We start from the raw sequence: 11,875 nt of genomic DNA, 5'->3' as shown, positions 1-11,875 counted from the left end.
TCCATCCTTAACGTTAACGTTTGTCGAGCCGTGTAGTAATGACATCACCTAAAAACTGGATGATAAAAACAATCACCAGAATCATCACCGTTGCCACCAGCGTGACGTCACTGTGGTTACGCTGGAAACCTTCAAGGTAGGCCAGATTACCCAGGCCACCCGCGCCAATCACCCCCGCCATCGCGCTGTAGCTGACCAGCGCTATCAGGGTGACCGTAATACCGGAAACCAGCGCCGGAGAGGATTCAGGCAGCAGAACGCGGAACACCAGCGTACTCAGTCGCGCGCCCATTGAACGCGTGGCTTCAATCACGCCACGGTCTACCTCACGCAGGGCGATCTCCACCAGCCGGGCATAGAAAGGCGCCGCGCCGACGATCAGCGCCGGAAGCGCCGCATTCGCGCCCAGAATGGTGCCGATTAGCGTTTTGGTGAAGGGGATCAGCAGTACAATCAGAATGATAAAGGGAATAGAACGGAACACGTTGACCAGAATCGAAATGACCGAATAGAGCACGCGATTCTGATACAGCCCGCCGCGCGCAGTCAGAAACAGCACCAGCCCCAGCAGCAGCCCCAGCACAAAGGTCGCAACGCCTGAGAGTGCAGTCATATAAAGCGTTTCGCAGGTTGCTGACCAGAGCTGATCCAGCTTCAAATGCGGAAAAAGTGTCTCAATCATGATTGACTACCTCGGTCGTGACGGCGCGGGCATGCAGATCGGCCAGTATATTCTCCAGCTGAGCACCGCTGGCCGGGACCTGTAGCCACAGCTCACCGAAGGTGCCGTGGGCGGTTTGGGTCATTTTTCCATGCAGGATATTGAACGGCAGCGCGTATTTCAGCGTCAGCTCGCCCACGATGGGCTGGCTGGTATTCTGCCCGACAAAGGTCAGCTTCAATACGCTGCCCGCGTCGCCATCAACCAGTGCGGCGTTAAAGGGCGTGTCGGCGCTGCTGTATTCCGTGGTTTGCTTCACAAACTGGCGGGTAATAGACTTTTGCGGATGCGTAAACACCGACAGCACCTCGCCCTCCTCCACAATTCTGCCTTCTTCCATCACCGCAACCCGATGACAGATTTTGCGAACCACATGCATTTCGTGGGTGATCAGCACGATGGTGAGCTGAAGCTTGCGATTAATATCCAGGAGCAATTCAAGAATGGCATCGGTGGTCTGCGGGTCAAGGGCTGATGTTGCCTCATCGCAGAGCAGAACTTCCGGGTTATTCGCCAGGGCGCGGGCGATGCCCACACGCTGCTTCTGGCCGCCGCTGAGCTTTGACGGGTAGGTATTCTCTTTGCCAGCCAGTCCCACCAGCTCAATCAGCTCTTTTACCCGCGCCTGTATCTGGGCCTTTGGGGCCCCGGCAATTTGCAGGGAAAACGCAATATTCTCACTAACGGTACGCGACCACAGCAGGTTAAAATGTTGGAACACCATGCTGATTTTTAGCCTTGCCGCGCGCAGGGCTTCGCCGTTTGCCGTCGCAATATTCTGCCCGGCAATCGTCACGCTGCCGGCGGTGGGCTTTTCCAGCCCGTTAAGCAGGCGAATGAGCGTGCTTTTGCCTGCGCCGCTGTAGCCGATAATGCCATATATTTGTCCCTGTCCTACCTCAAGGCTGACATCGTCAACCGCGGTGACCGGACCGGCGCTGGTGTTAAAAATCCTGGAAACGTTGCGCAAAACTATCATCGGGTGGAGCCTGCTGTTGTTATGTACAAAAATCGACGACCAATTAAGTAAACTGATTAAAATGAATACATTATTGTCTGGGCTAATGTCCTCGCGATAGTAGAGGTGAGTACTGAGGGTGAAAAGGACCATTAGGAAATGAGTTATAACGAAATTGAATAAGTAAAGTATTTATCCACGAAACCATTTCTCAATCGGTCGCGTTCCACTTTTTAAACCCGGTAGGTGACGCGGCATCAACAACAACTTTATTTTCCAGGGAATTCTGTGCCTGATTCAGGTCGAAAGGGGTCAACATGCCTGATACCCCCCCCGCTCAATCAGCGTTGCAGGTAATATAGCTGACCAGAATCCTTCGCCGTAGATAATCCCTTCCAGTGCCATGGACCTGGTTAGCTAAATGGTTGCTACATGGGGAAGTCAAAATCAAATTAATCGCCAGAGCATTAAAAATGTTGTGCGTGGGAAAAAGGTTCAGCTCATTAATATTACGATTAAATAGCCATGACTTTCTCGCCTGTAGGAATATATCCCGAAAGCTAACCATCAGAGATGGCTGATAGTGGAAAATTAAAAGAGAAGGGGAAATCCGTAGCGGAGGGGGTAATTCTGTATGGACAGAAATAATTACCGCCGCCATAGCGAATACTATGACGGCGGCAGGCGTAACGCGATGAATTAATTTTACCTACCTTAAGTCGGTAAGAAAATTATTTCTTTGATCCGCCTTTTTTTCCAGCTTCAGAAGCTTTTTCTCGATCATTCTTGAAGTTGCCAGCGCCGCTGCCCTGGCCGCCCTTTTTACCTGCGTCTGATGCTTTTTCACGATCTTCGTTTTCACGATGCTGAGTCATACAAAATTCCTCTTCGTGTTAAAAGATATCCTGCTGGAATACAGTCCTGTTAAAAATGGAAGCCACCCCAGCAGGCCTCTTGCCTTTATAAGGCTAGCAGGCTGTCGGGCCTTTGCAAGAATGGGGTGCGACATCAATCACAAAATAATAAATATTCTTATCTTCATGATTAACTTATAAATTACATCATACAGGTGAATATCTGAATGTAAGAAAAAAAACCTTATCTGAATTAATTCAGGAAATCCTTTTATTTATCAGTCGCTATATGTAACCGTCCGCAATAAATAAAATGATGATAAGGATAGCGGAAAATAACATTTATCATGGGTGGCTTTCGATACGCCCCGCAGCAGCAATCCGATATCACTGCCGGGGCGCGTCCGGTCGGCGATAACGACCGTAATCGGGCATGAGTTACGGCTCAGAAACCTGTTTCGCTTCTACGCGCGTATGCTGGCCACGCCCTTTAACGTAGCCGCTGATGCGAACCTGGTCATCAGCACCATATTTTCGCCCCTTCCATGCAGCATGAGGAACGGTGACATCAATGGTGCCGGACTTATCGCGAAAAAGAAACGTATCGCGCCCGGTTTGCTTGATCAAATTCCCCTCCAGCGTTACCCACGCCCCATCTCTGAGATCGCGAATGCCACTGATCTGACTTTCGGTTGTGTCCTCGGTGCCTTTATACCCGGCATCCTTCTTCTGCGGCGGTGGTGGTGCCTCGCCCCCTTTAAATCCCCCGTCATCGGCCATTACATTCAAGCTAAAAGCCAGCAGGGCTGCCAGCGTCAGGATTTTTTTCATCTTATCTCCTTAATGTTACAGGCTATCTCAAGCAACGTTGTGTTATTCATCCTGGCACACCGTTGGGAGTTTGAGTAATATCCCCCCGCAACTGCTGCATAATTACGCATGATATTGATGAATCTGCGATCGTCGCTTTTACCAAATGCTAACAATTTTAAGATGAACCCTAACGGTAAGTGACTGTTTATGCCGATGCCGTAGCAGTATTATAGGAGGTCCTAAGCCGTAGTGGATAACGAGGTACTATGATTTATCGTTTCACCCTGGCCGCCGCTGTGGCCGCCATAACGCTCACCGGATGTGCTAAAAATCAGGCCGGTGGGCCTCCACCCGATTTCTTCTCCGGTCCTTCCCAGATAGATGTTTCACACTTAACCACCAAAGCCGATGATGGTTCCTCGGTATTTGTGACCATTGACGGCAATGAGGGAGGCATGTTGACCCGCGGTGAGAGTAAAGCGCTACATATTCCCGACGGGAAGCATAAAGTGGGCGGCTATGTTCGTACGCTGTTCGGCTATGGTCGCGTGACTATCGATCCTATCACCGTCGTTTCGAAGAAGGGCGAGGTCAGGCATGTTGCCTATTCGGTCACCCGGAATAAGCCCTCCTTTACCGATCGGGGCGAAACGCCGCTGCCTCCAGCGCCAGTAAAACCGGCTGCGCCAGCGGTAGCGCAGCAGACCACCACGACCACGCAGCCCGCGGTAACCGCAGCGCAGCAGACCACCACGACCGCTCAGCCTGCGGCAACCGCGGCGCAGCAGACCACCACGGCCGCTCAGCCCGCGGCAACCGCGGCGCAGCAGACCACCGCAACCGCTCAGCCCGCGGCAACCGCGACGCAGCAGACCACCACGACCGCTCAGCCTGCGGCAACCGCGGCGCAGCAGACCACCGCAACCGCTCAGCCTGCGGCAACCGCGGCGCAGCAGACCACCGCTGCGGCGCAGCAAAGTTCTCCCTCTGCAGCTGAGAAGAGTACGACCTCAGCGGCTGAAGCCGCCTCCACGCAGCAGATTATTGATGCTTATGGGGAGACATCCTCCCAGGAGTAAGCGCTTAAGTCTGACCCGGCGGGTAAATCCCTTTCCCGGCGTCAGGCTGCTCAACGTTGCGTGGAAGGGACTCCGCGCACCGGATTGTCATCTTTACCCCCTCTCAACACCTGTTCCTCACTGAGAAAATCGATAAACACGCTTACCTTTGACAGCATATAAGGAGTATGGCGCTCAACCCGGACCGTCGCTCGCCCCCGCAAGAAGTGGCACCAGGATGTCACTAATCGGCGTCGGGACGCCATGAACCCGGCCGCGCCGCGAGATAACACCGTTGCGGATATCCCATTCGAGTGGTCGGCCAGCTTCTCGATCCGTGAGGATTGAGGTGCCCATGTCCGCAGGCGCTGCCTGGAACTTATCGAGGATTTCCTGCGGCACTTCGTCACCAAGCTCAACGCCTTCTGCGCGGGCCACGGCCAGACATTCCTGCAAATAGGCGAGGGTTAGCTTAGCGATGTCAGAGCGGCCGAACATACCGGAACGGCGATGCGTAAGCGCCATAAGTCCAGCCACCGCGTTCTGCAACAGCTTACGCCAGGCCAGTGAACTGAAATTTTCGGCCAGCTCCACGTAGCATCGGGTGCCTTCCAGCGCTTCGGCCACCACGCGGGAAGCCGATAAGTCCGGCAGGCTGAGGCGCATGTCGCCGCGCAGGCGCACTGAGCCATCTGATTGTGCCTGCGCAGGAAACCATACAACGGCAGGAACGATTTGTCCGTAATGTGGAGCGACCTTATCCAACTGTTCCACTCCGTTTTGCAAAACGCACACAACGGTTTCTGGACCGGCCAACACCGAGAGCCATTCTTCTGCCGCCTCGACCTGTGTCGCCTTGACTGCCAGAAAAACAAGATCGGCAGTGCGAGCAATCTGTTTGGGATTCGTCTGAACTGGACCGGGTATGGTGATAAAGCGGTCGCCTTCTTGCAGCGTGAGGCGATCGCGGGCAGTGCGTCCACACAGCAAGGGTGTACGGCCGACTTCGTGCAGCGCCGCCGCGACCGTGGTGCCGATGGCACCTGGACCCACGACGGCGACAACAGTATGGATTTCAGTATTCATGAAAGCGGACTCCTTTAAGGGGGACCAGATAACCCCCATCCTTAAGCGCTACGCTTTGTGGAGATGTCGGGAATTTTTCTCGGATCAGTCACAGTTTTCAGCGGTAATAATATTGAAATCCACCTTCCCGCTCTGATAGATGTCAGCATCCTGATTGGTGCTGAGTTTTTTCAGCAGAATATCCATCGCCAGCTGGGCATGCTGCCGGGCGTTCTGATCCAGTACATAAGAGAGGCAATCGCTGTGCAGCAGACGCCGGGTCAGGCTGTAGAGTTCATGGGTAATATAGACGCACTGGCCCAGCAGATGGTGATTATCCAGCTCGGCGCTGATCTCAGTATTGCCGGATCCGGTATTGTACAGCCCGACAATATTGCCATTTTTTTTCAGCGTCTCGCCCAGCAAACGCCGTATGGTCTGTCGTTCATCCTGCCCTGCCAGCACCTCCTTCAGGCTAATCTGTGGGAAACGCCGCAGAAGCACCTGACGGAAGCCCTCTATACGCTCGCGGTGCGCGCTGTAGTCGCAGCGACCGCTAACCACCACCACCTCACCCGCTGTTTTCAGGGTCTGCCCCATCAGCAAACCGGCCGTGCGCCCCGCCTGGAGCTGGTTGATGCCGACATGGCACAGGCGGGCAGCATCCGGGAGATCGGTTACGATGGTGATCACCGGAATACCACGCTCGCGACAGCTCGCCAGCGCGGCATAAACCGCAGGGTGATCCTGTGCATAAACAATGATGCCGTCGCGCGTGTGGGCGCACTCAGCAATGTGTGCGGCCAGTCTTTCAGGGTGGGATTCGGCGATAAACGTGCGATGCAGCGTCACCCGGCGATAGCCGAGTGCGCTGGCAATTTCCCTGAAATTGTCATCCAGGCCTTTGAAAAAATAGGAACCGTTGGCGCTGAGGATGACCTCAATCCGCCAGGGATGCTGATACGCCTCAGGCAAAATACGGTTGAGGCCGTTCAGCTTCGCGGCCAGCAATACCTTGCGCGCCGTCTCCGGCGAGACGCCGCCGCGCTCATTGAGTACCCGATCCACCGTAGCTACGCCAACGCCGGCCAGCCTGGCCAGCGTCTCCAGGGTCATTTTCTTCATTTCTGCTCCGAAAAAAATGACCCACAACTGCAACGCTTACTCTTCAATCCTGCCTTTCCTCATTAAATACGATGCCCAACTGACGCCGCACGTTATCCATGGTGCTCAGCGTCATCAGCGACGTTCCCAGCGGCCGGATGGGCGACTCAATCAGCCCCTGACCGATACACCAGGCGGTGTGCTCAATTTCATACGAGAGCTGTTCATAATGTCCACCCTTATCTTTCCAGTGCAGGAGCTGATTACCTTCGCTGGACGCCAGGGTAAAATCACCGGGCGCGTAGAAATGCCCGTTAAGGCTCAGGGTCGCATCCCGTCCGGCAATCACCGCACCCGAAGGCGTACGGCTGAATAACGTGGTATTCAACACTGAATGCATGCCGTTGTCGTGGGTGAACAGCATGGAAGCCTGTCCGTTAACGCCGCCAGGTGCCGGTTGCCCCTGCGCCAGCACCTGAGCCGGCACGCTGCCGGCCACGGTGATGCTTAGCGAGATAAGATAGCTCCCCAGGTCCAGCATCGGCCCGCCCGCAAGGTCCGGGTTAAAGATACGGTGATCGGGCGTAAAATACTCGCCGTGATCGGCAATCAGCGTATGCAGATCGCCCAAATCGCCGTTTGCCAGCAGCTGGCGCAGCACATCATACTTCGGTGTGAAGTCACACCACATCCCCTCAAGGCAGAATAATTTTCTGGCGCGGGCTTCCTGCTGGAGCTTTGCCCCTTCCTGCGCATTCAGGGCCAGCGGTTTTTCAATCAAAACGTGCTTTCCGGCCTGGAGCACCTTCATTGCATCAGGGAAGTGATGATTATGCGGCGTGGCGACATAGACGACATCCAGATCTTTTAGCGCCAGCATTTCACTGGCATCGGTAAAGACCTGCGGAATATCCCAGCGTCCAGCAAACGCAGCGGTTTTTTCCTGATTGCGGCCCGCCACGGCCACCAGCTGCTGACGGGTATGGTGACGAAACGCCGCCGCAAAGCGATCGGCTATCCAGCCCGGACCGATAATCCCCCAGCGCAGCGTGGGCAGGGTATCGGTAGAAATTACTTCAGGTTGCGGTAGCGTACGAGGAAACATAGTCACTCCAGTTTTTTTTGTAAGAAAGCCGCAGCGTATGGCGGCCTGCAGGGTCAGGTGAGTTCACTATAGAAAGGCATTAGCGGGAATAACACCAGGCCGATGATGGAAAACCCTCAACAAATGATGGAAAACCCTCAACATAAAACTTCCCTGGCCTGGGGGAAAAAATTATTCTGGTCCTGTTGTTAAATTGTTAATAATTCGCTTGTTATTTTATAAAGAAAAACTCTGGTCAGGTGCTTTTTTCATCAAGTCACCGCCTTAAAAAAACTAAAAATAGTTCCACGCATTGTGATCAGTTAACCAGGAAAAATATGAAACGCAGAGAATTTCTCACTTCAGTGGTTGCACTGGGGGTCGCCTCCTCACTGCCTGCTGCGCAGGCCGAGGTTGTGAATGGTGGACAGCCATGGGAACCCGGTAAGATTAACACCCCACCTCCTCCACCCCGTAAAGGGGGTCTTCAGTATCTGACTCAGCACGAATTCGATACGGTCGCAATCATTGCCGAGCGCTTTATTCCGGCTGATGAAATGAGCCTCAGCGGCAAAGATGCTGGCTGTGCCGTGTTTATTGACCGTCAGCTGGCGGGTGATTACGGCAATGCCGTGGCCGAATACCGCCTTGGCCGCTTCGTTAAGGGCACCCCTGAGCAGGGTCCTCAGTCTCCCCTCACGCCCGCACAGCGTTACCGTCAGGGTCTGGCCGCACTGGATCGTGCCACCCGCGCGCGGTTTGGTCAGGACTTTATTGGGTTAAGCAGCGAACAGCAGGAGAGCATCCTGCACGCCATGGAAGCCGATAAGTTCGATTTAGGCGCCGACGTCGAAACGAAGGTCTTTTTTGAACTGCTGCTGCAAAACGTGCGCGAAGGATTCTTATCTGACCCCATCTATGGCGGTAATAAAGATATGACCAGCTGGAAAATGATTGGTTTTCCCGGCGCGCGCTACGATTTCCGCGACATGCTCAGTAAAAAAGGGCAAAAGCTGAATATCATCCCGACCAGTCTGATTGATAACACCCTGTAAATTTGGGCGTTGTGTTTCTGAGCAAATGTGAGTTCTGAAGATGAATAATGTACGTCCAAAAGCTGATGTCGCTATCGTCGGCCTGGGGTGGTGTGGTTCGCTGATCGCCGAAGAGTTAACCCGCGCCGGATTAAATGTCGTCGCGATTGAGCGCGGTCCCTGGTTTGAAACCGCCACGGATTTTCCCCCGTCGGTAGATACCGACGAGCTGCGCTGGGACACCCGCCGCAGCATGCTGCTCCCCCCTGCGGTAGAAACCACCACCTTTCGCAATAATATTACCCAGAAAGCGCTGCCAAGCCGCGACTGGAACCTGAATGAGCTGGGCTATAACGTTGGCGGATCCGGCACACACTGGGCCGGTATGGCCTGGCGCTTTACCCCGTTTGATTTACAACCCTATACGCAAACCATTGAGCGCTACGGTAAAAAGCAGATTGCCGACGGCCTGATCCTCCAGGACTGGGGCGTGACCTATGATGAGCTGGAGCCGTTTTACGATCGCTTTGAAAAAATCGCCGGCGTCTCCGGTAAAGCGGGCAGGCTCAACGGCAAAACCATTCCTGACGGTAACCCGTTTGAGGGCAATCGCAGCAGTGAATATCCGCTGCCGCCGCTGGAAGGCATGCGCCTGACCGACCTGTTCCGCGATGCGGCCAAATCCCTCGGTCAGCACCCCTTTATGGTGCCGGCAGGCCAGGCGTCTCGTGCCTACGTTAACCCGCTGGGCGTGCGCATGGGTCCCTGCACCTACTGCGGCTACTGCCTCTATTACGGCTGCGGCAATTTTTCTAAATCCAGCCCGAACGCCTGTGTGATCCCGGCGCTGATGCAGCGTGAAAATTTCACCGTGCTGACCGACTCGGCGGTGGTGCGGGTGAATAAAGCGGAAGATGGCAAAACCGTTACCGGCGTCACCTACGTTGACCGTAACAAAAAAGAGTGGGAGCAACCGGCAGGCATCGTGATCCTGTCTGCTTTCCAGATGCAAAACGTCCGCCTGCTGCTGCTGTCCAAAATCGGCAAGCCTTACGATCCGGTCAGTAAAACCGGTGTGGTGGGACGTGCCTACAGCTTCCAGACGGTGGCGGGCGCCAGCCTGTTTTTTGAAGATGAAAACCTCAACCAGTTTATCGGCGCGGGCGCACTCTCCCAGCAGGTTGATGACTTTAACGGCGACAACTTTGACCACAGTAACCTCGGCTTTATCGGCGGTGCCGGTATTCTGGTCGTGGCCCGTGGCGCAAGGCCAATCGGTAACGCCGATGCCCTGCCGCCCGGTACGCCACGCTGGGGAAAAGAGTGGAAAAAAGCCTATACCCATGCGTTCCAGAACGGCACCTTTATCTTTGGCCAGGGCACCAGCTATTCCCACGAAGATTACTATCTGGATCTGGATCCGGAGTACAAAGACAGCAATGGAAACCCGCTGCTGCGCGTCACCTTCGACTACAACGAAAATGACCGCCGCGCGGCCAAATTCATTGAAGAGAAAAGCGTTGAGATCGGCAAAGCCATGGGCGCCAAAATCGTTCTGGGGACCAACTCCGCATCAGGTCACTACTCCCCTTATAACTTCGCCAGCGATCACACCATCGGCGGCGCGGTGATGGGCACCGATCCAAAGACCAGCGTGCTGAACCGCTATCAGCAGAGCTGGGACGCACACAATCTGTTTGTGCTGGGGGCCTCATCCTTCCCGAACAATGCCGGTTATAACCCAACGGGCACAATTGGCGCACTGAGCCTGTGGACGGCAAAAGCTATCCTGGAGCAGTACATGAAAAACCCTGGTCCGCTGGTGAAGGTGTGAGATGAAAAAAATCAAAATTGCAGGCGGTATCGTTGTGGTTGCCGCCGCCGTTGCCGTGGCTCTGCTGTGGCAAAACGGCAACACCCGCGCGGATGACGTTGCCGGAACCAGCGTGCTGACAGGACAGCCGCCAGCGGCGTCGGATGCTGAAGCCGTGATGCGGGGTAAATATATTGCGATTGCCGGTGACTGTGTGGCCTGCCACACCGCACCCGGCAGCAAAGCGCCCTTCTCCGGCGGCTATGCCATAAGCACGCCGTTTGGCGGGATCTTTGCCAGCAATATCACCCCGGACAACGAGTACGGCATCGGCAGCTGGACCGAGCGTGACTTCTACCGCGCCGTTCGCCACGGTAAGGGGAAACACGGAGAAAATCTCTATCCGGCGATGCCTTACAACGCCTACGTGAAGGTCAGCGATGCCGACATGCACGATCTGTGGATGTATATGCGTTCGGTTAAGCCGGTGCATTATAAGGCACCCGAAACTAACCTTCCCTTCCCGTATAACATTCGTCTGGCGATGATGGGCTGGAACCTGCTGTTTTTTGAAAACAAAGGGTTTACTCCTGACGCCTCTAAATCTGCCGAGTGGAACCGCGGTGCCTATCTGGTTCAGGGACTTGAACACTGTGCCGCCTGCCATACGCCGAAAAACATTATCGGGGGTGATACCAGCGCGTATCTCCAGGGCAGCAACCTCAGCGAGTGGTACGCGCCTGAGATCACCAGCAATACTTATACCGGTATTGGCAACTGGTCCGAAGATCAGGTGGTGGACTACCTCAAGCTGGGCAGTAACCATGTGGCGGTGGCATCTGGCCCCATGGCCGAGGCGGTAACCAATTCGACCCAGCATCTGAGTGATAAGGATCTGCACGCGATCGCGACCTATATTAAATCGCAGCCGGGTTCGGATCGTAAGAAACCTGCCCCGCTGGCGGCAGATTCAGCGCAGATGAAAATGGGGGCAGACGTTTACTCAGTGAACTGTACCGCCTGTCATAACAGTAACGGCAAAGGTATTCCAAACCTTGCCGCCAGCCTGGCAAACAACCCGGCAATTATGGGCCCGGATGGATCCTCGCTGATCACCACCGTGCTTCAGGGCGGACGCGGCGCGGTCACGGCGGGTAACCCCACCAGCGGGGCAATGCCGAGCTTTGCCTGGAAGCTTTCCGATGAGCAGGTGGCTGCGGTGACCACCTACATCCGTAACGCCTGGGGTAATGCCGCACCGGCCATTGACGCAAAGGAAGTAGCAGATAAACGCAGCCTGTTAAAACTGCCTGCTCAGATGCCGGAAAACAGCCCGAAAGGTCAGTAACGCTGGCGCGACGTCGTCCTGCT

General features: G+C 54.9%; 11 protein-coding genes. 4 read left to right on the top strand and 7 right to left on the bottom strand.

What is annotated here, in order from left to right:
* Nucleotides 1-13: 13 nt before the first annotated feature.
* The 4 genes from AAGR22_RS10810 to AAGR22_RS10795 form a co-directional block, all read right to left on the bottom strand.
* The gene (locus tag AAGR22_RS10810) at nucleotides 14-682 is read right to left on the bottom strand and encodes a methionine ABC transporter permease (protein WP_345831494.1); all 669 of its coding nucleotides are present in this window, start codon (nucleotides 680-682) and stop codon (nucleotides 14-16) included.
* Entirely contained in the window at nucleotides 675-1,700 is a 1,026-nt protein-coding gene (locus tag AAGR22_RS10805) for a methionine ABC transporter ATP-binding protein (RefSeq protein WP_067701990.1), read from the bottom strand. Before AAGR22_RS10805 ends, AAGR22_RS10810 begins: the two co-directional genes overlap by 8 nt.
* A gap of 710 nt (nucleotides 1,701-2,410) precedes the next feature.
* Nucleotides 2,411-2,554, bottom strand: coding sequence for a KGG domain-containing protein (locus AAGR22_RS10800; RefSeq protein ID WP_067701999.1), 144 nt, complete (start codon nucleotides 2,552-2,554; stop codon nucleotides 2,411-2,413).
* A gap of 417 nt (nucleotides 2,555-2,971) precedes the next feature.
* Nucleotides 2,972-3,364: a NirD/YgiW/YdeI family stress tolerance protein gene (locus tag AAGR22_RS10795; protein WP_067702002.1), complete on the bottom strand. Its 393-nt coding sequence runs from the start codon at nucleotides 3,362-3,364 to the stop codon at nucleotides 2,972-2,974.
* 248 nt (nucleotides 3,365-3,612) lie between these two features.
* Between AAGR22_RS10795 and AAGR22_RS10790 the strand changes: the two genes are divergently transcribed.
* The gene (locus tag AAGR22_RS10790; RefSeq protein WP_345831493.1) at nucleotides 3,613-4,425 is read left to right on the top strand and encodes a hypothetical protein; all 813 of its coding nucleotides are present in this window, start codon (nucleotides 3,613-3,615) and stop codon (nucleotides 4,423-4,425) included.
* Nucleotides 4,426-4,599: 174 nt separating this feature from the next.
* On the opposite strand, the gene AAGR22_RS10785 is transcribed toward AAGR22_RS10790, so the two are convergent.
* From AAGR22_RS10785 to AAGR22_RS10775, 3 genes are all read right to left on the bottom strand, one after another.
* A complete protein-coding gene (locus tag AAGR22_RS10785) occupies nucleotides 4,600-5,490 on the bottom strand; it encodes an oxidoreductase (RefSeq protein WP_345831492.1) in 891 nt (296 codons plus the stop codon).
* A gap of 84 nt (nucleotides 5,491-5,574) precedes the next feature.
* Entirely contained in the window at nucleotides 5,575-6,594 is a 1,020-nt protein-coding gene (locus AAGR22_RS10780; protein WP_067702259.1) for a LacI family DNA-binding transcriptional regulator, read from the bottom strand.
* 43 nt (nucleotides 6,595-6,637) lie between these two features.
* Nucleotides 6,638-7,678 (bottom strand): Gfo/Idh/MocA family oxidoreductase, encoded by a 1,041-nt coding sequence (locus AAGR22_RS10775; RefSeq protein WP_067702011.1) that lies wholly within the window; start codon nucleotides 7,676-7,678, stop codon nucleotides 6,638-6,640.
* A 317-nt stretch (nucleotides 7,679-7,995) separates the two neighbouring features.
* Between AAGR22_RS10775 and AAGR22_RS10770 the strand changes: the two genes are divergently transcribed.
* From AAGR22_RS10770 to AAGR22_RS10760, 3 genes are read left to right on the top strand one after another with little or no spacing between them, the layout of a single operon-like run.
* Nucleotides 7,996-8,712 (top strand): gluconate 2-dehydrogenase subunit 3 family protein, encoded by a 717-nt coding sequence (locus tag AAGR22_RS10770; RefSeq protein WP_067702014.1) that lies wholly within the window; start codon nucleotides 7,996-7,998, stop codon nucleotides 8,710-8,712.
* Between the two features lie 40 nt (nucleotides 8,713-8,752).
* On the top strand, nucleotides 8,753-10,525 hold the full coding sequence (locus AAGR22_RS10765) for a GMC family oxidoreductase (RefSeq protein ID WP_067702017.1): 1,773 nt from the start codon (nucleotides 8,753-8,755) through the stop codon (nucleotides 10,523-10,525).
* 1 nt (nucleotide 10,526) lies between these two features.
* On the top strand, nucleotides 10,527-11,852 hold the full coding sequence (locus tag AAGR22_RS10760; protein WP_345831491.1) for a cytochrome c: 1,326 nt from the start codon (nucleotides 10,527-10,529) through the stop codon (nucleotides 11,850-11,852).
* Nucleotides 11,853-11,875: the final 23 nt, after the last annotated feature.

Origin of the sequence: Erwinia sp. HDF1-3R (genome assembly GCF_039621855.1) — a bacterium.
Classification (GTDB): Bacteria; Pseudomonadota; Gammaproteobacteria; order Enterobacterales; family Enterobacteriaceae; genus Erwinia.
Note: the sequence above shows the minus strand (reverse complement) of the source record. Positions and strands in the feature narration are given on the sequence as shown.

Bases quoted from the DNA above. Each gene is read 5' to 3' on its own strand.
- AAGR22_RS10765 (WP_067702017.1), top strand. From the start codon at position 8,753: ATGAATAATGTACGTCCAAAAGCTGATGTCGCTATCGTCGGCCTGGGG.
- AAGR22_RS10795 (WP_067702002.1), bottom strand. From the start codon at position 3,364: ATGAAAAAAATCCTGACGCTGGCAGCCCTGCTGGCTTTTAGCTTGAAT.
- AAGR22_RS10780 (WP_067702259.1), bottom strand. From the start codon at position 6,594: ATGAAGAAAATGACCCTGGAGACGCTGGCCAGGCTGGCCGGCGTTGGC.
- AAGR22_RS10775 (WP_067702011.1), bottom strand. From the start codon at position 7,678: ATGTTTCCTCGTACGCTACCGCAACCTGAAGTAATTTCTACCGATACC.
- AAGR22_RS10770 (WP_067702014.1), top strand. From the start codon at position 7,996: ATGAAACGCAGAGAATTTCTCACTTCAGTGGTTGCACTGGGGGTCGCC.
- AAGR22_RS10790 (WP_345831493.1), top strand. From the start codon at position 3,613: ATGATTTATCGTTTCACCCTGGCCGCCGCTGTGGCCGCCATAACGCTC.
- AAGR22_RS10810 (WP_345831494.1), bottom strand. From the start codon at position 682: ATGATTGAGACACTTTTTCCGCATTTGAAGCTGGATCAGCTCTGGTCA.
- AAGR22_RS10805 (WP_067701990.1), bottom strand. From the start codon at position 1,700: ATGATAGTTTTGCGCAACGTTTCCAGGATTTTTAACACCAGCGCCGGT.
- AAGR22_RS10760 (WP_345831491.1), top strand. From the start codon at position 10,527: ATGAAAAAAATCAAAATTGCAGGCGGTATCGTTGTGGTTGCCGCCGCC.
- AAGR22_RS10785 (WP_345831492.1), bottom strand. From the start codon at position 5,490: ATGAATACTGAAATCCATACTGTTGTCGCCGTCGTGGGTCCAGGTGCC.
- AAGR22_RS10800 (WP_067701999.1), bottom strand. From the start codon at position 2,554: ATGACTCAGCATCGTGAAAACGAAGATCGTGAAAAAGCATCAGACGCA.